This is a genomic window from Janthinobacterium sp. GL_088 (genome assembly GCF_057837845.1).
The window spans coordinates 3,436,755-3,461,421 of sequence record NZ_CM174453.1; the positions used below are offsets into that span (position 1 = coordinate 3,436,755).

Below are 24,667 nucleotides of genomic sequence, written 5' to 3' on the forward strand. Positions count from 1 at the left end.
TGCGGCCAGCCCGATCCCCTCATCTTTTTTACGCTTTTTTCAGCGTGACCCAGAAACGCGTGCGGTACACGGCCACGATGGGCTGCGTGTGCAGCAATACGCGCAGGACCCGCTCGGGATCGTCCAGCTGGAAGACGCCGGAAACGGGCAAGTGGGCGATGTCGGCGTCGCACAGCAGCAAGCCATGCCGGTGGCGCGCCAGTTCGGCTACCAGCTGGCCCAGTGGCATGTCGCGCGCGGCAATCACGCCATCGAGCCAGGCGGCCGGATCGTCATGGGCCGGTTCGCGCCAGATGCGCGCGCCATCCGTCAGGACGCTGTCGCCAGCCTGCACCAGCTCAGGCCGCACCACGCCGGCTGCGGCCTGCAGCCGCACCGCGTGTTCCTGCACGGCCAGGCGCGTCAGCGTGCCATCGGCGCCAGCCGCGCGGCGCACCGTGAAGCGCGTGCCCAGCGCCAGCATGCGCGCTTCGCCCGTCTCGACGAGAAACGGCCGGCGCTGCGGGTCCGCTTGCGTGGTGATGGCAATTTCGCCATGCAGCAAGCTCAGCAGCCTTTGCGCGCCGTCAAAGTGCAGCCGGACGGCCGTGCCCGCATTCAGGTGCAGCAAGCTGCCGTCCGGCAGGCGCACGGCCAGGCGCTGCCCCGTGCCCGTGCGGTAGTCGGCGCGCGTATCGATGGCGAACCAGGTGGCTGTGCCGGCAAAGCCGATGCCGGCCAGCACTTTCAGCGCCTGGCGGCGCTGGCGGCGGCGGGCCAGGCTGGCGTCGAGCGTGGTGCGGCTCGCCTCCGGCGGCAAGCCCGAGAACTGGCTGCCGATGGCGGCGAGGCGCTGCCACGCCTGTTCGTGGATGGGATCGGCATCGCGCCAGCGCTGCAGCGACAGCAGCGCGTCCGGCGTGGCGCCCTGCATCTGCAGGCGCACGGCCCAGGCGATGGCTTGCTCCACGGGGTCTTCCGGCAAGGTGGTGGCCGTCACTGGTAAGGTCACTGGAAATATACGCGGTAGCAGGCGCGCCAGGCGCTGGCCAGGTCGCGCTCGACGGTGGCCAGCGAGACTTCGAGCCTGGCAGCGATGGCGGGACCCGTCAAGCCGTCCAGCTGGGCCAGCAAAAAGGCCAGCCTGGCGCGCGGCTTGAGGGCGTCGAGCGCCGTGTCGAGGCGCACCAGGGTGTCGATGATCAGCAGCCGCGTTTCGGGCGACGGCGCCGTCTGCTCGGGCAGGGCGGCCAGCGCCTGCAGATAGGCGTATTCCACGTCGCGGCGCCGGTAATGGTCGATCACCAGGCCTTGCGCGATGCGCGTCAGGTAGGCGCGCGGCTCGCGCAGGGCGGGCTGCGGCCGTTCGTGCCGCTGCAGCAGGCGCATGAACGTGTCGTGCGCCACGTCGGCCGCATCGGCGCCGCAGCCCAGTTTATGCCGCAGCCAGCCCTGCAGCCAGCCGTGGTGGGCGCGGTACAGGGTGGCAAGGTCGGGCGGTGCGGCTGGGTTCATGGCGGCAAGGACGATGATGGATGATGGTTAATTGAGAATCATTCTCAATTATTGCATCGACTGCCTGCGCTGGCAAGTGCCGCCGCCAGCGGCTGCACCGTTGCCGCGCCCTGTCCAAGTGGGCCGGCATTTGCTATAGTCCCAGCCATCTTTCCATCCGCCTACAGATACTGCCATGACCACTAGCACCATCACCAGCAGCACCATCGCGCCCCGTACCTTCGGCACACCGCTGTCTTCCACCGCCATCAAGGTCATGCTGCTGGGTTCCGGCGAACTGGGCAAGGAAGTGATCATGTCGCTGCAGCGCCTGGGCGTGGAAGTGATCGCCGTCGACCGCTATCCGAATGCGCCGGGCCACCCGGTGGCGCACCGCTCGCATGTGATCGACATGAGCGACGGCGTGGCGCTGGCAGCCCTGATAGCCCTGGAAAAGCCGGATCTGATCGTGCCGGAAATCGAAGCCATCGCCACCGACACGCTGGCGGCGCTGGAAGCGGCCGGACAAATCACGTGCATCCCGAACGCGCGCGCGGCCGTGCTGACGATGAACCGCGAAGGCATCCGTACCCTGGCGGCCGAAACCCTGGGCGTGGCCACGTCGCCGTACCGCTTCGCCAGCAGCCTGCAGGAATTGCAGCTGGCATGCCAGGAGATCGGTTTCCCGTGCGTGGTAAAACCCGTGATGTCCTCGTCGGGCAAGGGCCAGTCCAAGCTCGATAGCGCGCAAGACGTGGACGCGGCGTGGGCGTATGCGGCCAGCGGCAGCCGGGTCGATACGGGCCGGGTCATCGTCGAAGGCTTCATCGACTTCGATTATGAAATCACCCTGCTGACGGTGCGCTTTGTTGCCGCCTCGGGCCAGATCGAGACGCAGTTCTGCGAGCCGATCGGCCACTTGCAGGTGCACGGCGACTACGTAGAATCGTGGCAGCCGGCACGTATGGCGCCGCTGGCTCTCGAGCGTTCGCGCGACATCGCGCGCAAGGTGACGGATAACCTGGGCGGCCTGGGCCTGTTCGGCGTGGAGCTGTTCGTCAAGGACGACATGGTGTGGTTCTCGGAAGTGAGCCCCCGTCCGCACGACACGGGCATGGTCACCATGGCCAGCCAGGTGCAGAGCGAATTCGAGCTGCACGCGAAAGCCATCCTCGGCTTGCCCGTCAACGTGGCGCTGCGTTCGCCCGGCGCCTCGGCCGTCATCTACGGCCAGCTGGAAGCGAAAGGCATCGCCTTCGAAGGCGTGGCCGACGCCTTGAGCGTGCCGGGCGCGGACTTGCGCCTGTTCGGCAAGCCGGAATCGTTCGCCCGCCGCCGCATGGGCGTGGCCCTGGCCACGGCCGACGATATCGACACGGCCCGCGCGCGCGCCGTGCTGGCCGCGTCCAAGGTCAAGCCGGTGGTCCGCTGATGGCAGAGGCCAGCCTGCCGCAGGCCGATGCCGGCGGCGAGGACATCAAGCGCAAGCTACGCGGCCACATCGCGCGGCGCAGCCTGGCCGGCGCCGCCAACGATTGCAAGTGGAACGAACTGCTGGCCTTCATGCGCGGGCGCACCGACTGGGCGCCGTCGTACCGCTACGGCTCCGTCACCGGCTATGTCTCGCGCTGGGATACTGAATGGGATTACCACCCGCCGTTCCCGTTCATGGGCGTGGAGTGGCTGGACATCAGCCTGTATTCGGAAGAACACGTGGCCATGCTGCTGCCAAAAAAAATCATCGACCACGGCGTGTGGATCGTGCCGGAACTGGAACGCATCGGCTTCGATTTCGAAGTACGCGACCGGGTGGCGCGCATCTGGGGCTACTTGCCACGCTCGTATCACGATTTTCCTCCCGCCGACTAATTCAAAGAGTATTCTCATGCCTGAAAACGCTATCCCCCAAGTACCGCAACCTGACGACGCCGTCGTCGGCAAGGAAGCCGGCGCGCAGATGCTGGCCACGGCCTGCGCCGCGCGCGACGCCTTTTATGCCACCCTGGGCGCCATGGACGCCGACGTGCTGGCGCCGCTGGTCAACCCGGCCTTCATGGGCGGCCCGCGCTGGCCGTCGTTGCGCCAGGCCTGGAGGGTGATACGACGGAGTGATTCCATCCTCATCGCCAGCGATGGCTTGAGCGATCCGTTCGAGGATGATGACGACGTGTTCGTCCCGCGCGGCCATCTGCTGGAAGTGTGCATCGAGGCGCCGCTGTCCGCTTTCGACGGCAAGGAAGTGGCGCATTCCTGGCTCTTCGACCTCATTTACCAGGTCAGCCAGAACGTGGCCGACCACGGCTCCATCGATTTGCTGGTGCAGCGCCACGGCAGCGTGTCGATGGTGCTCGACCTGCAAGATGCACCAAAGGGACTGGAAGACGAAAACGAACAGGTGGGCGTGCTGCTGGCCCAGGGCGCAAGCACCATTCCCCCATCGTTCGCCACGCCGTATGGCGAAGTGATGCTGCTCACTCTTACCGTGCTGCAGCCGGCCGAACTGGCGTACATCAGCGAAGCGGAAGACAAGGCGCAGTCGCGGCGTGACCTGGTCGCGGCGCTGGCCGCGTCCCCGACGGCGCATCTGAGCGTGGCCCGGCGGCCAGCCGTCATTCCCCGCTAGGCAGTTCGACCGGCGCCACGGCCGGTTCTGTCGGCGCTTCCTTTGCTTGCATGACGGCGGGCGGCGGCTCTTTCCACTTGCCCGCCGCCTTCAGCTTGTTCTTCAGTCCCGGCAGCGGAAAGCCCAGCGCGTAGGCTTTTTGCGCGTGGGCGCTGGCCTTTTCGTATTCCTTCTTTTTGACATACATCAGGCCCAGGTTGTACTGGATGGTGGCCTGCTCGGGCGCCAGGCGGCTGGCCGCGTCCAGCTGTTCCAGCGCCGTCGCGTCCTGGCCCGTGGATAGCAAATAGCTGCCATACACCATGCGCGCCGTCACGTCGTGCGGCGCGAAGGCGATGGCCCGTTCGAAGTAGCAGCTGACCGTGTAGCGGGCGCCCACCGGCTGCGCGCTTTTCAGCCGCAAGCCCAGTTTCGCCATCGAGGCCAGCGCCCGGTGGTGATTCGGAAAGTGTTCGAGCGTGTAGCTGATGTCGCCGCCCAGGCTGCCCGTCATGCCTTGCGTGAGCGTTTCCACGGCGCGCGAAAAATGGAATTTTTCGACCACGGACAGGCCGGCGCGGTCTTCCGCGCTCGTGTAGTCGCCGCCCGGCGTGTGCCTGACGTAGGGCGGGCATGCGGCGGCGCCGGCGCTGGCGCAGCAAACGGCGAGGGCGCAGGCTAGCAGGGGATGCTTCATGTCGGGCTCCTGTGACTGACCTGGTCCAGCAAAGCGGCCAGGGTATTGCTGCGGGCTTGCCGCGATTGCAGGGCGATGGCGCCGGGGCTGGCCAGCGGCGCGCGGCCCTGGCGCGCCAGTTCCAGGAAGCGCAGCAGCGCGCGCGCGCAGTCGCCGCTGGACGCCAGCTGGCCGATGGTGTCGATGCCGCAGTGGCGCAGCTTGGCCGCGCTGTCGCCCGCCAGGTCGGTCAGTGCCAGGATGGGACGGCGGCAGCGCAGGTATTCATACAGCTTGGCGGGAATCTGTCCGTTGCAATTGGCCGCCTGCAGCAGCAGCAAGCCGTCGGCGGCCAGCATTTCCTGCAGCGCCGCGCCGTGCGGCTGCAAGGGTTCCAGGCGTACCAGGTCGAGGATGCCGTATTTCACCAGCAGGCTGGCCAGCCACGCATCGTGCCCCGTGGCGCGCAGCACCAGCTGGAAATTGCGGGCATGTAGCACGCCATCACGGCGCAGCCGGGCCAGCGCTTCGAACAGCGCTTGCGGATCGCGCTCGGACGGATAGATCACGCCGCTGTGCAGCAGCAAAAAGCGGCTGCGCTGGCCCGTGCGCTCAGGGCGGTCTGCATAGCCGTCTTCATCGTAACCGTTCTCGATCAGGTGGAAACGTTCGTGCCCCACCTGCGCCAGGCGCCGCCGGTGCGCGTCGATGGCGCCCGGCGTGGTGCAGACGATGGCCGCGCTGCGCGCCGCGATGCGCTGTTCGAGCCACGCATGCATGCGGTGCAGGCGCGGCTCGGGCGGATAGGGCGCCAGCGGGTCGCTGTCGTCGAGCATCGGGTCGCGCTGGTCGGCGATCCACGGCAGGCCGCTGAGTTTTTGCAGGGTCAGTGCGATCAGGTGCGCCGTGGCGATCGGATACGTCGACCAGATCGCGTCGGGGCGGTATTGCCGGATCATGCGCAGGCCGGCCGGCACGGCGCTCAGCCACCAGGAACTCCAGCGGTCGGGCAGCGCCAGGCAGCGCGGATAGCGCCCGGCGATGGAGAAATGGCGCGCCGCGTCCAGCGCCAGGGTGCGCCGCACGGTGGCTTGCGCGCCGAGCTGCGCCAGCTGCGCGTCACCCCGCTGCGCATACGCGCTGGCGCCGGGACTGAGCACCAGCGGCTGCCAGCCGCAGTCGGGCAAATGACGGGCAAAGCCCAGGGTGCGCAGGATGCCGCTGCCGCCGGCCAGCGGCGGGAAATGGTAGGCGACCATCAGCACGCGTTTTGGTCGGGCCGCGTTCGGTCGGGCCGCGTTCGGCGAGGTTTTTACCATGACTGCAGCCACCGCGCGCACCGCTGTTCCACTTCGCCGCGCCAGGCGGCGCTGGCAAATGTGTGGTTGGCCCCATCGACCTGCGCCTGCGTCCATTGCGCGCGGGCCGTGACGGCGCGCCAGGCAGGATCGCCATCGAGCAGGGACTGCCACTCGCGCGCGCCCAGGTCGTCGCCGCTGAGGATCAGCAGCACCTTGCCCTGGAATTGCGTCAGCGCCCGCAGCAGGGCCGGCGCGGGCGCGTCGTCTTCCAGCGGGTCCGCTTCCTGCGTGGCGGCCGCCACCTGCCGCAGCGACGCCAGGCTGGCGCCCAGCTGCAATCCGCCGCTGGCCAGTTTGCGCCAGAAACCGCCTTGCAGCAGGCGTGGCAAATAGTAATGGCGCAAGGTGGCGCGCGCCAGGCCGGCGCCGCTGCGCACCCACGGATTGAGCAGGATCAGGGCTTTGACGCGCGCGTCGCGTGGCGCATGGCAGGCGGCGGCCGTGGCGCCGTCGCACAAGCCCCACAGCGCTACTTCGCGCAAGGATGGCACGGCGTCGAAGAATTGCGCCAGCGCGCCGGCGATGTCGGGACCGGCGGCGCGGTAGTCGCGCGCGCTACCCTCGCTGTCGCCCATGCCGCGCAAGTCGAAACGCAGCACGGGCCAGCCTTGCGCGGCCAGCGCGCGGGCCAGCAAGACGAACTGGCGGTGGCTGCCGATTCTGTACTGCGGCCCGCCCGTGACGATCAATACGCCGCGCGGGCCCGGCACGTCGGGCAGGCTGAGGATGCCGGCCAGGCGCGCCTGCGCCTCGTCGTCGTCACATGCGCTGCGAAAGCGCAGGGCCAGCTCGCGCACGGCGTGCCCTGCCAGGTGCTGCTGACCGCTGTCGCGTTTCATGGCGGCGTCCTTTCGTCGTCGAGCCAGTCGCGGCACAGCGCGCGCGTGGCATCCAGCAGTTGCGGACATGCGAGCAGTTCGCCGCTGTGCCAGAACGGCCCGTCGCCAAAGGTGGCCACGTGCACGGCGGCGCCGTGTTCTCGCCATTGCCGCGCGAGTGATGGCAGGGGTGCGGCTGTCTGTGCCGGCGCCTGGTAGTCGAGCCAGTAGACGGGCACGGAAGGCTGCAGCGTGGACGCGCTGACACCATCGATGGCCTGCGCCAATTCGGGCGCCAGCAGGTAGCCGGCCACTTCCACAGGTTCGCCATTCGCCAGCGTGGCGCGCGCCTGGCCGGGCGCTTCCTGTGAGCCGCCAGCCAGCATGCCGGTCGCCAGGCGCAGGCGCAGGAAGCGGTCGATGCTGCGCCGTCCATCGAGTTCCGGTTGCCACAGCAGCAAACGCGCCAGGGGCAGCGGCGCGCGGCTGGCGAAGTCGATGGCCAGCAGGGCGCCCAGGCGCAAGCCCCATACGCTCAAGGGGCCGTCGACGCGCTGCGCCAGCCACGCGCAGGCCAGGTGCAGGTCGTTGTGCCAGATGTCCCAGCGCGCTTCGTTAAAATCGCCGCTGCTGTCGCCGCAGCCGAACAGGTCGATCTGCAGCACGCTGTAGCCGGCGGCGGCAAAGGCGCGCGCCTGCGCGGCGGCCACGTGGCGGCTCTTATTGAGTTCTTCCGCGAAGGGATGGACGTAGATAATGCCGCCGCGCGCGGCCTGGCCCGGCGGCGGCAGGTGCAGCAGGCAGTAGCGCTGGCCGCCGCTGGCGGGCAGGAAGAAAGGCAGCAGCGGCAGCGCGTCGAGGGCGGCGCGGTTCATGGTCGCAGCTTTGCAAACACGAAATCGTGCAGGGAACCCACGGTGGCGAAGTGGCGCGCGTGGATGTCGTCGTCGGCGACAATGATGCCGAAATGGTCTTCCAGCGCGGCGATCACGCCGATCACGGCCATCGAGTCGAGTTCCGGCACGCTGCCCAGCAGCAGCGTGTGGCTTTCCAGCAGGCGCCCGTTCAAGCCCAGCGTGGTGTCGAGGATGTGCTTTACTGCTTCAAGATGCGGCATGTCAGCTCCAGGGAAGGGTAGTGCGGCAGGGACGACGTATCGAAGGCCAGGCAGGGGATATTGTCGGGGCAGCGCGACAGGTGCAGATACGGCGGCAGGCTGGCGGCCATCCATTGCCAGCGCCCGCAGCGCATGAAGGTGGCCGTGCCCAGCGCATGCGTGCCCAGGCGCGCATGGGCGCCCAGCGAGGCGCGGTTGAAGCGCGAGATGCGGCTGCACGACCAGCGCACGCCCTGCGCGTACAGCACGGCGTTGGCTTCTTCCCACAGGCGGGCGAAGACGAGGCCGCCGCGCCGGTCGGGATGCACCCACACGTCCAGGTCCCACGACGACTGGTTTGAGGCCAGCGCATAGCGGGCGCGCACCTCGTCTTCCTGGCAGCCGTGACGCAGCAGCCAGATCCAGCCAGCCATGCCCGCATTGTCACGCGCCACCAGGCATTGCGCGCCTTGCCGGTAGCGTTCGCGCAGCGCGCCGGGCCGGCGCTCGGGGCCGGGCGACAAGTCCGCCTCCGCCAGGCACGGCGTCACCTTGATCGACTGGCCGCGCCCGCGGCACAGCGAACCGGGCGCCACGGCTTGCGCCACGAATTGATAACGATATAGCGCGCAGCGTCCGCCCGGCACCATTGCCAGCAGCCGCGCCAGGGCCAGCCAGGTGCTGTCGCGCCAGCCCAGTTGATGGAGGCTGGCAGCCAGCCTTTGCAGCAGGGGAAATCGCGGGGACAGGGCCATGGCGGTAACGGATGGGGCGGCTATGCAGCCAACGCTGTCCATTAGAGCGCAGCGGCCAGCGGCGGTCTTGCGCCGGCTCAAGCTGTGTTGCTGAAACTGTTAATTGATCAAAATCAAGACCGCTGTGGCCGTTTGTCTGAATCATAGGGGAATGCATGGCAATCATGGCAATCCGGGGATGACACGATGGCGACACTGATACACGACCTGATCTTTGAAACGGCGCAGCGCGCGCCCCACGCACCGGCCCTGTCGTGGCAGGGCGAGGAAATGCACTATGCCGCGCTGGCGCAGTCCGTGCGCGAGGCAGCCGCCACCTTGCTGACCCTGGGCTTGCAAGGTGGCGCGCGCGTGGCCGTATACCTGGAAAAACGCCCGGAAAACGTCAGCGCCATGTTCGGCGCGGCGGCGGCCGGCGGCGTGTTCGTGCCCGTCAATCCGCTGCTCAAGCCGGACCAGGTGGCGTACATCCTGGCCGACTGCAACGTGGACATCCTCGTCACGTCGCGCGAACGCCTGGCGCAACTGGGCCCCGCGCTGGCCGCCTGCCCGGACTTGCGCACGGTGCTGCTGACGGGCGAACCGCAGCAGGAATCGCGCCTGGGCAAGGTGCGCGTGCTGGCGTGGACGGCCGTGCCCACCAATGTCCCCGCCCTCCGGCCGCGTGCGGCCATCGACATCGACATGGCCGCCATTTTATATACCTCGGGCAGCACGGGGCGGCCGAAAGGCGTGGTGCTGTCGCACCGCAACATGCTGGCGGGCGCGCTCAGCGTGTCGGGCTATCTGCGCAATACGCCGCAGGACCGCATCCTGTGCGTCTTGCCGCTGAGTTTTGACTACGGCCTGAGCCAGCTGACGACGGCGTTTGCCAGCGGCGCCTGCGCCGTGCTGATGAATTATCTGTTGCTGCGCGATATCGTTGAGGCCGTCGAGCAGGAAGCCATCACGGGCCTGGCCGCCGTGCCGCCGCTGTGGGTGCAGCTGTCGCAGCTGAGCTGGCCCCTGTCCACCCCCTTGCGTTACATCACCAATTCGGGCGGCGTGATGCAGCGCTCCACGCTCGACAAGCTGCGCCAGTCGCTGCCGCGCGTGCAGGTTTACCTGATGTATGGCTTGACGGAAGCGTTCCGTTCGACGTATCTGGCGCCGGAACAGCTGGAGCGGCACCCCGACTCCATCGGGCAAGCGATCCCCAACGCGGAAGTGCTGGTGCTGCGTCCGGACGGCAGCACGTGCGACGCCGACGAGCCGGGCGAGCTGGTGCACCGTGGCGCGCTGGTGGCGCTCGGCTACTGGAACGATGCGGCGCGCACGGCCGAGCGCTTCAAGCCGCTGCCGCCCCAGGCGAGCGGCCTGGTGCTGCCGGAACTGGCCGTCTGGTCGGGCGACACCGTGCGCCGCGATACGGAAGGCTATCTGTATTTCGTGGGGCGCAGCGATGACATGATCAAGACCTCCGGTTACCGGGTCAGCCCGGCCGAGATCGAGGAAGTCGCGTATGCAAGCGGGCTGGTGGGCGAGGCCGCAGCGCTGGGTTTGCCCCATGCCGTGCTGGGCCAGGCCATCGCCTTGCTCGTCACGCCCGCGCCCGGTGTGGAATTGCTGCGCGACAACGTGCTGGCCGCCTGCCGCGCCCGCCTGCCCAGCTATATGGTGCCGCTGTGGGTGGAAATCCACGACGGCGTGCTGCCGCGCAACCCGAATGGCAAGATCGACCGTCCCCTGCTGGCCAGGGAACTGGCGCGCGCGTATGCGGTCCAAACAGGAGATGCGGCATGAAGGACTTGATCCGCTCGAACAGCACGGAATTGCCGTCGCACTCACCGCTGCGCCAGTTCGCTGTGGATGGCGACATGCTGCAGATCGGCGGCGTGTCCTTGCGCCGGCTGGCCCAGCGGGTGGGCAGCACGCCGTTTTATGCGTATGAACGGGCGCACATCACGCGCCGCGTGGCCGAACTGCGCGCCGCCTTGCCTGCTGGCGTGCATGTGCATTACGCGATGAAGGCCAACCCCATGCCGGCCGTGGTGCAGTGGCTGGCGGGCTTGGTCGATGGCATCGACGTGGCGTCGGGCGGCGAACTGGCCACGGCGCTCGATACGCCCATGGCGCCGGAGCGCATCAGTTTTGCGGGGCCGGGCAAGAGCGATGGGGAACTGGCGCGGGCCGTGGCGGCGGGCGTATTGGTCAATGTGGAATCGGGTGCCCAGTTGGAACGGCTGGCGCTGGCCAGTGAACGGCTGGGCGTGACGGCCAGGGTGGCCGTGCGCGTGAATCCTGACTTCGCCTTGCGCCGCACTGGCATGCGCATGGGCGGTGGCGCGCAGCCGTTCGGCGTCGATGCGGCCCTGGTGCCGGCGCTGCTGGGCCGCATCGGCCAGCTGGGACTGGATTTTCACGGCTTTCACCTGTATGCGGGTTCGCAAAGCCTGTCGGGGGCGGCCCTGGCCGAAGCGCAGGCCCTGAGCGTGCAGCTGGCCCTGCAACTGGCCGACAGCGCGCCATCGCCCTTGCGCACCCTGAATATCGGCGGCGGCTTCGGCGTGCCGTATTTCCCCGGCGACCAGGCACTTGACCTGGCCCCCGTGGCGGACGGTTTGCAGCGCCAGCTGGCCGTCCTGGCCCAGGCGGCGCCTGGCGCGCGCCTGAACCTGGAACTGGGCCGCTATCTGGTGGCGGAGGCGGGCGTGTATGTGTGCAAGGTGCTTGAACGCAAGGTGTCGCATGGACAGGTCTTTCTGGTGACGGATGGCGGCTTGCACCATCACCTGGCCGCCTCGGGCAATTTTGGCCAGCTGATCCGCAAGAATTACCCGGTTGCCATCGGCAACCGGCTGCACGGCGGGGTGCGCGAGGTGGCGTCCGTTGTGGGGCCGCTGTGCACGCCGCTGGACTTGCTGGCTGATCAAATGGAGATGGCGCGCGCCGAAGAGGGCGACCTGGTGGTGGTGTTCCAGTCGGGCGCGTATGGCTTGACGGCCAGCCCGACTGCGTTTCTCGGCCATCCGCTGCCGGCCGAGGTGCTCGTATGAGCGGCCTGTGCGGTTGGTTGGCGGCGGCGAACTGGGCTGATGCTGGCGGCACGGCGTCCGATAGCGGCGCGCCCACCGCGCTGGCAAGCATGGCCGCGCCCTTGTCGCGTTTCGATGGCGCGCCGCTGGCCGCCAGCCTCAGCGAAGTGGGCGGCGTGGCCGTGGCTGCCATCGATGGCAGCCGCCATGTGTATCAGCAGGATGGCTTGCAGGTGGCCCTCTGGGGCCGGCCCGAGCTCGACGGCTCGGCCGACGACGTGGCGTGCCGCCTTGCGGCCCTGTGGCTGAGCCGGGGCGTGGCCGCTTGCGCCAGCCTGTCCGGGCCATTTGCGCTGGCCATCCTCGACGCCTTTTCCGGCTCGGCCCTGCTGGCAGTGGACCGCGCCGGCATGCATCCGCTCAGTTATGCGAGCAATGCGCAAGGGCTGTTCTTTGCCTCCTCGCATGACGCCTTGCTGGCCCATCCGTCCGTGCGGGGCGCGCTCGATCCGCAGGCGCTGTATCATTATTTGTTTTTCCACATGGTGCCCGGCCCGGCCACGGCCTATCTTGGCCAGCAGCGCTTGCTGCCCGGCGAATACCTGCATGTGCGCGGCGGCAAGCAATGCAAGGGCAGTTACTGGCAACTGGCCTTCCAGGAGCCAGGCACGGCGCGTACGCGTGACACTTTTGCCGCGAACAAGCAGGAATTCCTGCGCCTGCTGCGTCAGGCAGTGGAAAGCAGCCTCGGCGCGGACGGGGCGGACACGGGCGCGTTTCTCAGCGGCGGCACGGACAGTTCCACCCTGGCCGCCATCATGGGACAAGTGACGGGCCGGCCCGCGCGCACGTATTCCATCGGTTTTGACGCGCCCGGCTATGACGAAATGGCATACGCGCGCCTGGCCGCCAGCCACGCGGGCAGCATCCACCACGAACGCTACGTGACGCCAAACGACGTGCTGGCCGCGATTCCCGCCATGGCGGCCATCTTCGACCAGCCTTTCGGCAATGCCTCGGCCATTCCCGCTTACTATTGCGCGCAGATGGCGCGCGAGGATGGCGTGACGCGCCTCTTGGGCGGTGACGGCGGCGATGAATTGTTTGGCGGCAATGAGCGTTATGCGCACCAGGCCTTGCTGTCGCAATATGAACGCTTGCCCGTCATGTTGCGCCAGACCATCATCGAGCCGCTGCTGTTCCGCCAGCAAAGTGGCAAGCCGTGGCGCCTGGGCGACAAGGCGCGCCGCTACATCGAGCAGGCGAGCCTGCCGCTGCCGGCCAGGCTCGACAGCTACAACCTGCTGCTGCGCCATGGTTACCGCACGGTGCTGGAAGCGGGTTTTATCGATACCATCGATCCGGGCATGGCGCCCGGCTGCGTGAATGGCGCGTATTGGGAGCGGCAAGGCCAGGGCTTGAGCCAGATCAATGAACTGCTGGCCCTGGACATGCGCTTTACCCTGGCCGACAACGATCTGTTCAAGGTGCGCAAGGCCTGCGAGCTGGCCGGCGTGGAAGCGGCGTTTCCCTTCCTGCACGATGCGATGGTGGCATTCGCTGCGGGCCTGGCGCCGCGGGACAAGCTCGACGGCACGCGGCTGCGACCGTTCTTCAAGCGGGCGCTGGTGGAAATCTTGCCGCCGGCCATCGTGCGCAAGAAAAAGCACGGCTTTGGCTTGCCTTTCGGCCAGTGGCTGCATAGCCACGCACCGCTGCGCGAGTTTGCGTTCGACAACCTGACGCAGCTGCGCGGGCGCGGCATCGTGCGGCCCGCCTTCATCGACGATCTGCAAGGGCGCTTGCTGGCGGAACACCCGGCCTATCACGGTACCATGGTGTGGCTGCTGCTAATGCTGGAACAGTGGCTCAGCCAGCATCCGGGCGCGCTGGGTGCGCTTGAAGGCGGTTTTGCCGCATGCGCCACAGAAACGCCAGGCGTCCTCGATCCCACGGCGTAAAACGGGGCAGCTGCAGCAAGTCGAGAGCCGCGCCGGGGCGCGCCACGCCCCAGTCCGTCGCGACGGCCGCCTTGAAACCGAGGCGTTTGACCATCGCCACGTGCGGCGCGCCATAATCGCGTCCGGCCTTGCCATTCGGATACGCAAACAGGCTGACGGGCGCCTGGATCAAACTTTCCAGCTGGCGCTTGCCGTTGGCGATGTCGCGCTGCGCCGCCCGCTCCGGCAAGGTCGATAAAATCGGATGGCTGGCCGTGTGCGCGCCCAGCTCCATGCCGGCCGCATGTAACTGGCGCAGCTGCGCCGTGCTCAGCATGGCTGGCGGGCTTGCCCTGGTGCCTGCCTGGCGGCGAATGGACATGGCCAGTTGCTGGCGCCGGGCAAACGGCAGGTATTTGAGCTGGCCCAGCAAGGTGGCGATGGTGGCCTGCCGCTGTGCCAGGCTGGCGACGGGGAAGGTACCCAGGCCGTGCGCGCGCAAGTCCAGCACGGGACAGGATGCCTGGCGCACGGCGTCGATCACCGTGTCATTCCACATCTGCCCCCCGTCCAGGTAGCCCGTGGCGATAAAGAACGTGGCATGCAAGCCGTGGCGCTGCAGCAGCGGCAGGGCCACTTGCGCATTGTCCGCATAGCCATCGTCAAAGGTGATGCAGGCGGCGCGCGGCGGCAAGCTGCCATCTTGCAGGCGCTGCACGGCCTCGCCGAGCGGCAGCGGCGTATAGAAACGTTTTATCAGGCGCAACTGGCGCTCGAACAGGGCCGCATCGACTTCGCCAGGAAACAGCGGGTCGGGCCGGGCCAGCACGCGGTGGTAGATCAGGATGGACAAGGTGGCCGTCATGGCTGCTCCGCGACGGCGATCCGGGGTTTGACTTGCCGAGCAGTTGAGGCCGGCGCTTGCTGCTCGACGATGATGCGCGTGGCGATCAGGGCGGCCATCAGGTAATACGGCATGTCGAAATACAGCAGGCTGAGGAAGGCGCCGCCCACGGCAAAGCCGATCAGGCTGGCCTGGCTCATGGTGGCCAGGCCCAGCGCCCAGCGCAGTTCCGGCTTGCCCCGCGTGCGGCGGATGATGGCGGCCGCCGTGCGCCAGGTGGCGATGCCCAGCGCCAAGTAAATCAGCAAGCCGACAAAGCCGTGTTCGCCCAGCGCCTGGAAATAAATGCTGTGCGCCGCGTGCACATCCATGGGGTTCGGCGCATAGCGGGCAAAGATGGCGGCGTCGGAAACGTCGAAGCCGCCGCCGAGAAAACGGTCGCGCGCCAGGTTCCAGGCCATGCGCCAGGCATTCAGGCGGCCCATGGCGGACACATCGTCCTGATACGTGTTGATGGTGTCCATGCGTTCGGCCCAGCGCTCGGGCATGAAGGCCAGCAACAACGGCGTGACCGCAGCGAGCAGCGCGCCCAGCACCAGCTTGCGGTCGCTCTTGATCCACATGAACAGGCCCATGGCGGCAATGGCCAGCAGGCCGCCGCGCGAATACGAGCCCAGCGCGGCCAGGGCCGACAGCAGCATGGCCCCGGACAAGCCGTGGCGCAGCCAGCGCTTGTCCGTGTTTTGCTGCAAATAATACATGAGGGGGATGGTGATGATCAGGGCCAGGGCCAGGGAATTGTTATCGCCAATAAACGTATCTTCCGGCCCCCACACCCGTTCCGTGCCGCCGCTGCGGATGGTGAAGATGCCGCCTTTCACGCCGTAGTAGCCGATCGAGCCCACCAGCACCCAGACGAGGCGCACGATATCGCGCCGCGTGCGTATCACCATCATCACGACAAAGCTCATCAGCATGATCTTCATGACCTTGTTCCACTGCACCCAAGACGATTCGGGCAGCAGGGCGAACGGCGCCGTCACATTCATCCACGCGACAAACAGCAACAGCAGCACGCTGACGGGCGTGAGCGGCAGGTTCTTCGGTTCGCGCGTCATCACCAGGCCGAGCAGGGTGGCGATGGCGATGATGAAGGCAAATGGCATGTGGGTGGCGAAACCCCAGCCCTGCGTGTGCGGGTTCATGACGCTGACCCAGACCCACATCAGGCCGCCGATGGCAGGCGCCTTCAGGATGAAGGGCAGCGAACCCAGGATGATGACGGTGATCAATATGTCGCGCATGAAGGGGAATGCTCCTGGTTGTGCCCGGCTTGGCAAGGTCTTGATGCCTGTCAACGGGCTGGCGGGCAGGCTCAGTACACTGGATCAACACTGCTTGATGCATAGTTTTGTCATGGTAAGACCAAGGAGGCATGTCCTTGTTGACCGTTCTCATGGCGACCTACAATGGCGCCGGCACCTTGCCCCAGGTATTGCGCGCCTACATGGGCTTGCGAGCGCCTGCGGGCGGCTGGCGCCTGGTCATCGCCGACAATGGCAGCACGGACGCGACGGCCGAGGTGATCACCGCTTTCCGTGGCCGCTTGCCCTTGAGCCATCTCTGCGTGGCGCGGCGCGGCCGCAGTCCCGCCCTCAACGGCGCCGTCGAACACGCCTTGCGCCTGGGTGGCGATGGCGCCGAGCTGTTCGTGTTCGGCGACGACGACGCCATGCCCGCATCCGACTGGCTGTGCCGCCTGCAGGACAGCGCGCGCGCCCACCCCGGCTACGCCCTGTTCGGCGGCGCCATCATGCCCGCCTGGCGCGAGCGACCGGCCGATTGGCTGCTGCGCCTGACGCCCCCCGGCCTGACGTGGGGCATCACCAGCCCCGACCTGCGCGACGCGCCCATCTATCCGGGCCTGGTATGGGGCGCCAACATGGCGATACGCCGCCGCATCTTCGAGGCGGGCGCCCGCTATGACGAAAGCATCGGCCCGCAGGGGGCCAATTACGCCATGGGCAGCGAAACCCGGCTCAACCTGGAGATGCATGCTGCCGGCAATCCATCCTGGTTCTGTCCGCAGGCGAGGGTGGCGCACATCATCCGCGTGCCGCAAGTGCAGCGCGCCTGGATATTGCGCCGCGCCATGCTGTTTGGCCGGGGCCAGTGCCGGCTGGCGACATTCGCACCGAGCGTGGAGTTGCTCGGTGTGCCGCGCTGGATGCTGGGCAGATACGTGCGCGATTCCCTCGGCGCCGTGCGGGCCTGGCTGCGGCGTGACCATGCCGACCTGTTCCTGCGGCAATGGGAGCGGGCCTGGCTGCGCGGCTTCTTCCATGAAGCGTGGCGAGGACGCCGTAAACGCTTGCCGCGCATCGTCATCAGCAGTTATTCGGGCGAGCTGGGCGGCATGGAGCTGCGCATGGCGCAAGAGGCGAGCATGCTGGGCGCGAACGGCTATGACAGCGTGCTGGCCCTGCGGCGCTTTCCCGGCTTTACTGCCTGGGCGCAAGGCTTGCGCGCAAGACAGATGCAAGTGCGCGTGTATGAGCCGCCCTTGTTTCTCGAGCACTGGGCCTGGCGCCGCTGGAACTGGCTGCGCGCCAGGGTGACGGGCGCGTGGCGGCTGCGGCTGCTGCGGCCCGACCTCGTCCATGTGGCGTTTTGTTGGACCAGCTATGGCGCTTCCATTCTGTGGCTGGCCCGGCGATGCCGCTTGCCGGCCGTGATCAGTGTGCACAATGCGTTTCCCCTGGAAGCCTTCAGCGACTGGCAGCGGCCCCGGCTGCAGGAAGCGTTTCGCAGTGTCAAGGGCGTGTATGCCGTGTCGGCCTCGTCCATGCGGCATTTCCTTGACCTGTACCGCGACATGCTGGCGCCGGACACGCGCCTGGCCGTCATTCCCAACGGCGTCGATACGGACAGGTTTATCGTCTCGCCGGAACGGAGAATACTGGCGCGCAGGCAGTTGGGGTTGCCGCCGGACGCGCTCGTGCTCGGCTGCGTGGCGCGGCTGTCCGCACAGAAGCGCCCGCAAGCGCTGCTGACCCTGTTCGCCAGGCTGGCCGCGCAGTTTCCCAACTTATATGTAGTGCTCGTGGGCACGGGGCCGCTGGAAGCCATGCTGCGGCTGCAGGCGCAACAGATGGGCTTGCACGACAGAACCGTGTTTGCCGGTTTCCAGCAGCGCATCGACTTGCTGATGCCGGCCTTCGACCTGCATGTGCTGCTGAGTAAAAACGAAGGTTTCGGCATTGCCACGATCGAGGCCATGGCCTGCGGCGTGCCGGCCGTGGGGACGGATGTGCCGGGCACCCACGATATCCTGCACGACAGCGCAGGCGGCTTGCTGCTGCCGCTGGACGACGAGCACGCCGCCTGCGCGGCCGTGGCGCAGCTGCTGCTGGACGTGCCACGGCGCGTCCGCATGGGACAGCTGGCGCGCGAGGAAACCGTGCAGCGCTATTCGATGCCGCGCCTGGAACGCCAGTTGCGCGCATTTTACGCCGGCCTCGTCTAGGCGCGGGTGGCCCGCATGAGCGCCACCCGCCATTCGTTTTTCTTTTCGTTTGCCGAAAAATACACGGTGCTGCTGCTGGGCATCGTCGCCACCATGGTGCTGTCGCGCCTGCTGACGCCGGCCGAAGTGGGCGTGTATTCGCTGGGCGCCGTGCTGGTGGCGCTGGCGCAAGTGGTGCGCGATTTCGGTGTGGGGCAATACCTGATCCAGGAAAAGCAGCTCGATGTGGTGAAATTGCGGGCCGCGCTGGCTACCAGCCTGCTCGTCGCCTGGCTGCTGGCGGGTGCGGTGCTGCTGGCCAGCGCGCCGCTCGCGCAGTTCTATGGCGAACCCCGGCTGACTCTCGTGCTGCGCCTGCTGGCCATCAATTTCCTGTTGATACCGTTCAGCGCCTTGACCTTACCGATGCTGCGCCGGCAACTGCGCTTTCGCGCCATCTACGCCATCAACGCGGCCAATAGCGTGGTCAACTTGCTGGTGGCCGTGCTGCTGGCGCTGCAGGGCTGCAGTTACATGAGCATGGTGTGGGCGGCGCTGGCCGGTTCCTGCGCCTCGCTGCTGGTGAGCCTGCTGGTGCGGCCCAAGGAACTGCCGTGGCTGCCGGGACGGCGCGGCATGGGCGATATCGCCCGCTTTGGCGCGTATGCGACGGGAGGCGGTCTCGTCGACGAGGCGGGCGTGGCGGCGCCGGACCTGATCATTGGCAAGCTGATCGGCATTGAAAGCCTGGCCCTGTTCGGCAAGGCGCAAAGCGTGCTGAATATTTTCAACCAGGCCATTACCAGCGCGATTTCTCCCGTGGTGTTTCCCCTGTTCGCGGCGCGCGCGAGAGAGGGTGGTGGACAGGGCGGGGCGGAACTCGTGTATTTGCGCACGATCAGCTACATGACGGCGCTGGCCTGGCCGTTTTTTCTCTTTCTCGCCTGCATGGCTTTGCCCCTGGTCAAGGTGTTGTATGGCACGCAATGGCTAGCCTGTGTGTCCTTGATCCGCATCATGTGCCTGTCTTCGGCCGTGTATAGCATGTTCAGCATGGCCCGCTACCTGTTTGTGGCGACGGGCCAGCTGCACGCGCAAGTACGGCTCGATGCCTGCGCCGGCGTCATCAAGGTGGCGCTGTTGCTGGCGGCGGCGCCGTTCGGCCTGGTGGCCGTGGCCTGGGCCGTGGTCCTCAGCAATGTGTTGCGCAGCTGGCTGAACTACCGTTGCCTGCGGCGCTTGAGCGCCCTGGACTGGCGCATCCTGGCGCGGGCCTTGCGCACGAGCCTGCTGCTGTGCGGCCTTAGCGCCGTCGCGCCTGTCGCTTCGCTGCTGTGGCTGCCAACGGCAACCCCGGCGCTGCTGGCGCTGACGGGCACGGCGCTGGCCACCTTGCTGTGCTGGCTGGCGGGTCTGTTCCTGTTGAAACATGAGCTGGCCGGGGAGTTTTTGTTGTTGCAACGCAAGCTGGCGGGACGCTGGCTGGCAGTCAAATGGACGAAAGGATGACCATGCGTGTCGGTATCTTGTCCTACCCGATGCTGTTCCAGCGCGACGGCGGCTTGCAGATCCAGGTACGCGAAACCATTGCCGCGCTGAACCGGCTGCCCCAGTTACCGGCGCGGCCCCTGGACGTGCAGCTGGTCGACGCCAACCATCAGCGGCTGGCCGATTTCGAAGTCTTGCACGTGTTTTCGGCAAGCAACGGCACCTACCGCATCATGGAAATGGCCAGCGAGCAAGGCGTGCCCGTGGTGCTGTCGCCGTTGCTGTCACCGGGCTGGGGCCGGGCCAGCGCCTGGCGCGCGCGGCTGGCCGACCGGCTGGCAGGGCGCCTGACGGAATGGATGGTGCAAACAAGCTATGCGCAAACGCGGCGCGCCTTGCAGCTGGCCGACGTGGTGATCGCCCTGGGCGAGGCCGAGCGCGACGCCATCGTGCACGGTTTCGGCATGCCGATCGATGCCATTCGCGTCTTGCCGAACGGGATCAACCCGCATTTTTTTACGGCCAATGGCGATTTTTTCCTGCGCGAGACGGGCATCGCCGGGCCGTTCGTGCTGATGGTGGGCAGTATTTCGCCCTACAAAAACCAGCTGGGACTGGCGCAGGCGCTGGCGTGCGCCGGCGTGCCCCTGGTGCTGATCGGCGCCGCGCCGCGCGAACAGCAGGCGTATCTGCAGCAATTGCTGGACTTGCCGCACGTCAGCTGGCTGGGCGCGCTCGACCACGCCGACCCGCTGCTGGCCAGCGCCTTCCATGCGGCGGCCGTGGCGGCCTTGCCCAGCCAGGGCGAGGTGTTTCCCTTGAGCGTGCTCGAAGCGCTGGCGGCCGGCACGCCCGTCGTCATGACGGCGCAAAGCGCGCTGGACTTGCCCGATTCCGTCTTCGCGCTGCGCAAGGTGGCCTGGGACGACGGCGCCGCGCAGCGCCAGGCCATCCTCGAATGGCTGGCACTGCCTCCCGAGCGCGAGCGCGTGCAAGCCCTGGTGGAACGTTTTACGTGGGAACGGGTGGCGGCGCAGATTGCCGAGTGTTACTACCAGGTGCAGTCGCTGCCTGCCAGGAGGCAACATGCTGTTTAATTCCTTTGCTTTCCTGTTCGGCTATCTGCCCATCGTGCTGGCCGGCTATTTTTTGTTGGACCGCTGGGCGTCTTCCGGGGGCACCAAGGCCAGCTGGCGCCTGGCTCCGGCTGCCTGGCTTGCGCTCGCCTCGCTATTCTTCTATGCCTGGTGGGACATGCGCTACCTGCCGCTGCTGCTGGCATCGATCTGCGTCAATTACGGCGCCGGCCGCCTGATCGGCGCCCATGCGGGCGCGGCCCGCAAGCGCGTGCTGGTGGCGGCCCTGGCCTTGAACCTGGGCTTGCTCGCCTACTACAAATATGCGCATTTCTTCATCGACAGCGTCAATGCCGTGGCTGCCGGAGCTGGCGCTGGCAGCCTGCCGTGGTCCGGCCTCGACATCATCCTGCCGATCGGCATCTCGTTCTTCACCTTCACGCAGATCGCCTTCCTCGTCGATTGCTACCGGGGCGAGGTGCGCGAATATCGCTTCATCCATTACGTGCTGTTCGTCAGCTATTTTCCCCACCTGATCGCCGGTCCCGTGCTGCACCACCGCGACATGATGCCGCAGTTCGCCGACCCGGCCAACGCCCATCCGCGCGCCGCCAATTTCGCCATCGGCCTGTCGATCTTTACCATCGGCCTGGCAAAGAAGGTGCTGATCGCCGACAACCTGTCGCCGCTGGCCATCCCCGTCTTCACGGCCGGCGCCACACCGACCCTGATCGAGGCGTGGATCGGCGTGCTGGCCTATACCTTCCAGCTGTATTTCGACTTTTCCGGCTATTCCGACATGGCCATCGGCCTGTCGCGCCTGTTCGGCGTGAAGTTGCCGCTGAACTTCAATTCGCCGTATAAGGCGGCCAATATCGCCGACTTCTGGCGCCGCTGGCACATGACCTTGTCGCGCTTCCTGCGCGACTATCTCTATATCCCGCTGGGCGGCAGCCGGCGCGGCGAAGCCATGCGCTACCGCAACCTGTTGCTGACCATGCTGCTGGGCGGCCTGTGGCATGGGGCCGGCTGGACGTTTGTCATCTGGGGCGGCTTGCACGGCCTGTACCTGGTGCTGCAGCAGGCGTGGCAGCGCATGTTTGGTGCGGCAACGGCGCGCTGGTGGCCGAGCTTGCTGACTTTTCTTGCCGTGATGCTGGCCTGGATCTTCTTCCGCGCGCCCGACGTGGCCACGGCCTGGGACATCACGGGCGCGCTGGTGGGGGCGAACGGGGTCAGCCTGCCGCGCGGCCTGGCCAGCCACGCGGCCAGCCTGGCGCGGTGGGGCCTGCATCCGGCGTTCGGCGGCATCCGCTGGATCGAACTGGCGGGGCCAGGCTTGCCCGTGCTGCTGGGCGCCATGTTGCTGGCCTTCAAGGCGCCGAATACGCAAGAAATATTCTTTCTCTACGAGCCCGCCATTGAAAGAATCTTTCAACCCGCAGGGCGCTGGGCTTTCAGTTGGAGGCCCACGCGCCGCTGGAGCGTGGGCTTTGCCGCGCTGTTCGTCGCCTGCATCTTCGGCATGAACCGGGTCACCGAATTTCTCTATTTTCAATTCTGAGCATGGACACTGCCGCCCGCCACTACGTCACCGGTTTCTTCGCCTGCGTCTGCCTCGCGCTCGGCTCCGTCTCGCTGCTGAACTACCAGATCGATCCCTACCTGCTGCACCAGTGGGACAGCCCCTTGCTGCAGCGTCCGCGCCAGTTGAATGAAAAGCTCGGCGCCTGGGCCAAGACCTATGCCGTGGCGCGCTACCGGCCGGCCATCATCTACATCGGCAATTCGCGCACGGAACTGGGCTTGCCGACGGGCATGCGCGCCTTGTTCGACGGCAAGCGCGTCTTCAACAGCGCCGTGTCCGGCGCCTCGATCGGCGACGCCATCCGCCTGGCCGAGCATGCGGCCAGGGTCAGCCGCGTCGAGACCATGGTGTGGGGCATCGACGCGCCCACTTTTTCCCTGGACATGGGGGCGGCGCGCGTGGAAGACAGCCTGACGGGCGCCGGGCACGGCTTTTTCGCCCGGCGCGCCCTCGTCAACCTGAAGCGCGGGCTGACGCTGGACATGACAGAGGACAGCGTGCGCATCCTCACCGGCAATGCCGGCGATACCTGCCGCTCCAACCTGGCCCTGTACGGGCAGCGCGACGAGACCTGCACCCTCATGGGCATCAAGCACTGGCTCGGTACGAAGGACGCCATTCCCGTGCGGCTGCAGGAATTCGGCGATGGACTGGGGCCGACGCGGCCCTCAACACTGGCGTTTGACGCCAGCATAGCCAAGCTGTGCCGGGGCGCCATGCGACTGCGCCTGTACATCAACCCCACGCATGCGCTGACCTTGTACGCGCTGCACTGGCGCGGCAAGTGGGACGCCATGCAGGCCTGGCAGCGCGGCCTGGCGCAGATTGCCGAGCGCCACCGCCGGCAGGGTTGCGACGTGCGACTGTATGATTTTTCCGGCTTTAACAGCATCACGACGGAAGCGACCCCGCTCGTCAGCGGCAAGCCCGACATGCATTATTACTGGGAAGTGTCGCACTACCGGGACAATGTGGGCCGCTTGATCCTGGCGTGCCTGTTTGGCGGTGGCACGCCGCCGCCGGCCGATTTCGGCGTGGAACTGACGCAGGCCAACATCGGCGCCCACCAGGCCGCCATGCGCGCCGCGCGCGACCGCTATCGCGTGGAACACGCGCGCGAAACGGCCTATGCGCAGCGGGTGCTGGACGGGCCGCTGATCCGGCGTTGATGCAAGGTGCCGTATACGCCATTTCTCACCCTCCAATACTGACCATGGATACCATTGCCCGCCGCTACCTCGCCATTTTCCTTGCCTGCGCGCTGGCCGCGCTGGCCCTCGTTTCGGCCGTCAATTACCACGTCGATCCATACTTGCTGCACCAGTGGGATAGCCCGCTGCTGCAGCGATTGCGGCCGACGACCGAAAAACTCAGCGTGTGGGGCAAGACGTATGCCGTGGCGCGCTACCAGCCCGCCGTCGTGTATATCGGCAACTCGCGCACGGAAATGGGCTTGCCGGCGAACAGTGTGCGCACTTTGTTTGAAGGCAAGAGCGTCTTCAACAGCGCCGTCTCGGGCGCCTCCATCGGCGAAGCCATGCGCCTGGCCGAGCACGCGGCCAGGGTCAGCCGTGTCGACACCATGGTGTGGGGCATCGACGCGCCCTCGTTCTCGCTGGAGCTGGGCTCGGCCGGCGTGGAACCGGGTTTGACGGACGCCGGCCCCGCGTTTTTCGCGCGCCGGGCTTTGCTCAACATCAAGCGCGGCTTGACTGTCGACATGACGCGCGACACCTGGCGCATCCTCAGCGGCACCTATGACGGCGTGTGCCTGTCCAGCCTGGCCTTGCACGGCCAGCGCGATGAATCCTGCCTCACCAGCCGCAACCGTACTTGGACCGGCACGGCGCGCGCCTTCACGCCGCGCCTGCAAGAATTCGGCGACGGCCTGGGGCCGACGGCGCCCGCGCTGCAGGCCTTCGATGCCAGTGTCGGAAAACTATGCCGGGGCGGCACGCGCTTGCGCCTGTACATCAATCCCACGCATGCGCTCACGCTCGACGCCCTGTACTGGCGCGGCAAGTGGGGCGCCATGGAAACATGGCAGCGCGACCTGGCGCAGATGGTCGGACGCTACCGGCGCCAGGGCTGCGACGTGCGCCTGCTTGATTTTTCGGGCTTCAACAGCATCACCAGCGAGGCGATCCCGCAGGTGACGGGCGCGCGCGCGATGCGCTATTACTGGGAAGCATCGCATTACCGCGACAATGTGGGCCGTCTCATCCTGGCGCGCCTGTTCGGCGGCCCTGTGCCGGTGCCGGCGGACTTCGGCGTGGAGTTGACGGAAAACGGCATCGCGGCCCACCACGCGGCCATGCGCGCTGCGCGCGAGCGCTATCACGCGCAGCACGCCGAAGAAACGGCGTATCTGCGCCACGTGCTGACCTTGCCCCGCGAACCCAAATAGATGATCCACGGCGCCAGGCGTACA

General features: G+C 67.1%; 22 protein-coding genes. 12 read left to right on the forward strand and 10 right to left on the reverse strand.

The window, feature by feature from the left end; all coding sequences use genetic code 11:
• Nucleotides 1-28: 28 nt before the first annotated feature.
• Both AC3IQ7_RS15475 and AC3IQ7_RS15480 read right to left on the reverse strand, forming a co-directional pair.
• The gene (locus AC3IQ7_RS15475; protein WP_489206562.1) at nucleotides 29-991 is read right to left on the reverse strand and encodes a FecR domain-containing protein; all 963 of its coding nucleotides are present in this window, start codon (nucleotides 989-991) and stop codon (nucleotides 29-31) included.
• Entirely contained in the window at nucleotides 988-1,494 is a 507-nt protein-coding gene (locus tag AC3IQ7_RS15480; RefSeq protein WP_489206563.1) for a sigma-70 family RNA polymerase sigma factor, read from the reverse strand. The genes AC3IQ7_RS15475 and AC3IQ7_RS15480 overlap by 4 nt, the downstream gene beginning before the upstream one ends.
• Nucleotides 1,495-1,669: 175 nt before the next feature.
• Here AC3IQ7_RS15480 and purT point away from each other — a divergent pair, with 175 nt between their 5' ends.
• Genes purT through AC3IQ7_RS15495 form a run of 3 tightly spaced genes read left to right on the forward strand, consistent with a single transcriptional unit; the run spans nucleotide 1,670 to nucleotide 4,096 of the window.
• Nucleotides 1,670-2,905 (forward strand): formate-dependent phosphoribosylglycinamide formyltransferase, encoded by a 1,236-nt coding sequence (gene purT / locus AC3IQ7_RS15485; protein WP_489206564.1) that lies wholly within the window; start codon nucleotides 1,670-1,672, stop codon nucleotides 2,903-2,905.
• Complete coding sequence (locus tag AC3IQ7_RS15490; protein ID WP_099376863.1) at nucleotides 2,905-3,342, forward strand: DUF6678 family protein; 438 nt, start codon at nucleotides 2,905-2,907, stop codon at nucleotides 3,340-3,342. Before purT ends, AC3IQ7_RS15490 begins: the two co-directional genes overlap by 1 nt.
• A gap of 16 nt (nucleotides 3,343-3,358) precedes the next feature.
• On the forward strand, nucleotides 3,359-4,096 hold the full coding sequence (locus AC3IQ7_RS15495; protein WP_322426999.1) for a hypothetical protein: 738 nt from the start codon (nucleotides 3,359-3,361) through the stop codon (nucleotides 4,094-4,096).
• On the opposite strand, the gene AC3IQ7_RS15500 is transcribed toward AC3IQ7_RS15495, so the two are convergent.
• From AC3IQ7_RS15500 to AC3IQ7_RS15525, 6 genes are read right to left on the reverse strand one after another with little or no spacing between them, the layout of a single operon-like run.
• Entirely contained in the window at nucleotides 4,083-4,772 is a 690-nt protein-coding gene (locus tag AC3IQ7_RS15500; protein WP_322426998.1) for an ABC transporter permease, read from the reverse strand. The genes AC3IQ7_RS15495 and AC3IQ7_RS15500 overlap by 14 nt on opposite strands.
• Nucleotides 4,769-6,070: a glycosyltransferase gene (locus AC3IQ7_RS15505; protein WP_489206565.1), complete on the reverse strand. Its 1,302-nt coding sequence runs from the start codon at nucleotides 6,068-6,070 to the stop codon at nucleotides 4,769-4,771. Before AC3IQ7_RS15505 ends, AC3IQ7_RS15500 begins: the two co-directional genes overlap by 4 nt.
• Nucleotides 6,064-6,951: a hydrolase 1, exosortase A system-associated gene (locus AC3IQ7_RS15510; protein WP_489206566.1), complete on the reverse strand. Its 888-nt coding sequence runs from the start codon at nucleotides 6,949-6,951 to the stop codon at nucleotides 6,064-6,066. Before AC3IQ7_RS15510 ends, AC3IQ7_RS15505 begins: the two co-directional genes overlap by 7 nt.
• Entirely contained in the window at nucleotides 6,948-7,805 is an 858-nt protein-coding gene (locus AC3IQ7_RS15515; protein WP_489206567.1) for a hydrolase 2, exosortase A system-associated, read from the reverse strand. The genes AC3IQ7_RS15510 and AC3IQ7_RS15515 overlap by 4 nt, the downstream gene beginning before the upstream one ends.
• Nucleotides 7,802-8,047: an acyl carrier protein gene (locus AC3IQ7_RS15520; RefSeq protein ID WP_489206568.1), complete on the reverse strand. Its 246-nt coding sequence runs from the start codon at nucleotides 8,045-8,047 to the stop codon at nucleotides 7,802-7,804. Before AC3IQ7_RS15520 ends, AC3IQ7_RS15515 begins: the two co-directional genes overlap by 4 nt.
• Nucleotides 8,026-8,781, reverse strand: coding sequence for a GNAT family N-acetyltransferase (locus tag AC3IQ7_RS15525; protein WP_489206569.1), 756 nt, complete (start codon nucleotides 8,779-8,781; stop codon nucleotides 8,026-8,028). Before AC3IQ7_RS15525 ends, AC3IQ7_RS15520 begins: the two co-directional genes overlap by 22 nt.
• A 186-nt stretch (nucleotides 8,782-8,967) precedes the next feature.
• On the opposite strand from AC3IQ7_RS15525, the gene AC3IQ7_RS15530 reads away from it, so the two are divergent.
• From AC3IQ7_RS15530 to AC3IQ7_RS15540, 3 genes are read left to right on the forward strand one after another with little or no spacing between them, the layout of a single operon-like run.
• Nucleotides 8,968-10,563, forward strand: a complete 1,596-nt coding sequence (locus tag AC3IQ7_RS15530) for an acyl-CoA ligase (AMP-forming), exosortase A system-associated (protein WP_489206570.1) — start codon at nucleotides 8,968-8,970, stop codon at nucleotides 10,561-10,563.
• A complete protein-coding gene (locus AC3IQ7_RS15535; protein ID WP_489206571.1) occupies nucleotides 10,560-11,816 on the forward strand; it encodes a pyridoxal-dependent decarboxylase, exosortase A system-associated in 1,257 nt (418 codons plus the stop codon). Before AC3IQ7_RS15530 ends, AC3IQ7_RS15535 begins: the two co-directional genes overlap by 4 nt.
• On the forward strand, nucleotides 11,813-13,756 hold the full coding sequence (locus AC3IQ7_RS15540; protein WP_489206572.1) for an asparagine synthetase B family protein: 1,944 nt from the start codon (nucleotides 11,813-11,815) through the stop codon (nucleotides 13,754-13,756). Before AC3IQ7_RS15535 ends, AC3IQ7_RS15540 begins: the two co-directional genes overlap by 4 nt.
• On the opposite strand, the gene AC3IQ7_RS15545 is transcribed toward AC3IQ7_RS15540, so the two are convergent.
• Together AC3IQ7_RS15545 and AC3IQ7_RS15550 are read right to left on the reverse strand one after the other, a co-directional pair.
• The gene (locus tag AC3IQ7_RS15545; RefSeq protein WP_489206573.1) at nucleotides 13,665-14,600 is read right to left on the reverse strand and encodes a polysaccharide deacetylase family protein; all 936 of its coding nucleotides are present in this window, start codon (nucleotides 14,598-14,600) and stop codon (nucleotides 13,665-13,667) included. The two genes, AC3IQ7_RS15540 and AC3IQ7_RS15545, sit on opposite strands and share 92 nt — an antisense overlap.
• Nucleotides 14,597-15,883, reverse strand: a complete 1,287-nt coding sequence (locus tag AC3IQ7_RS15550; RefSeq protein ID WP_322426988.1) for a putative O-glycosylation ligase, exosortase A system-associated — start codon at nucleotides 15,881-15,883, stop codon at nucleotides 14,597-14,599. Before AC3IQ7_RS15550 ends, AC3IQ7_RS15545 begins: the two co-directional genes overlap by 4 nt.
• A gap of 137 nt (nucleotides 15,884-16,020) precedes the next feature.
• Here AC3IQ7_RS15550 and AC3IQ7_RS15555 point away from each other — a divergent pair, with 137 nt between their 5' ends.
• From AC3IQ7_RS15555 to AC3IQ7_RS15580, 6 genes are read left to right on the forward strand one after another with little or no spacing between them, the layout of a single operon-like run.
• Nucleotides 16,021-18,105 carry a glycosyltransferase gene (locus AC3IQ7_RS15555; RefSeq protein ID WP_489206574.1) on the forward strand — a complete coding sequence of 695 codons (2,085 nt, stop codon included), beginning with the start codon at nucleotides 16,021-16,023 and terminating at the stop codon, nucleotides 18,103-18,105.
• Nucleotides 18,106-18,120: 15 nt separating this feature from the next.
• Nucleotides 18,121-19,593: a lipopolysaccharide biosynthesis protein gene (locus tag AC3IQ7_RS15560; protein WP_489206575.1), complete on the forward strand. Its 1,473-nt coding sequence runs from the start codon at nucleotides 18,121-18,123 to the stop codon at nucleotides 19,591-19,593.
• A gap of 2 nt (nucleotides 19,594-19,595) precedes the next feature.
• Nucleotides 19,596-20,669: a glycosyltransferase family 4 protein gene (locus tag AC3IQ7_RS15565; RefSeq protein ID WP_489206576.1), complete on the forward strand. Its 1,074-nt coding sequence runs from the start codon at nucleotides 19,596-19,598 to the stop codon at nucleotides 20,667-20,669.
• Nucleotides 20,659-22,212 carry an MBOAT family O-acyltransferase gene (locus AC3IQ7_RS15570; RefSeq protein ID WP_489206577.1) on the forward strand — a complete coding sequence of 518 codons (1,554 nt, stop codon included), beginning with the start codon at nucleotides 20,659-20,661 and terminating at the stop codon, nucleotides 22,210-22,212. The genes AC3IQ7_RS15565 and AC3IQ7_RS15570 overlap by 11 nt, the downstream gene beginning before the upstream one ends.
• Before the next feature lie 2 nt (nucleotides 22,213-22,214).
• Nucleotides 22,215-23,405 carry a hypothetical protein gene (locus tag AC3IQ7_RS15575; RefSeq protein WP_489206578.1) on the forward strand — a complete coding sequence of 397 codons (1,191 nt, stop codon included), beginning with the start codon at nucleotides 22,215-22,217 and terminating at the stop codon, nucleotides 23,403-23,405.
• Nucleotides 23,406-23,449: 44 nt separating this feature from the next.
• Nucleotides 23,450-24,643: a hypothetical protein gene (locus tag AC3IQ7_RS15580; protein WP_489206579.1), complete on the forward strand. Its 1,194-nt coding sequence runs from the start codon at nucleotides 23,450-23,452 to the stop codon at nucleotides 24,641-24,643.
• The last annotated feature ends 24 nt before the right edge of the window (nucleotides 24,644-24,667 follow it).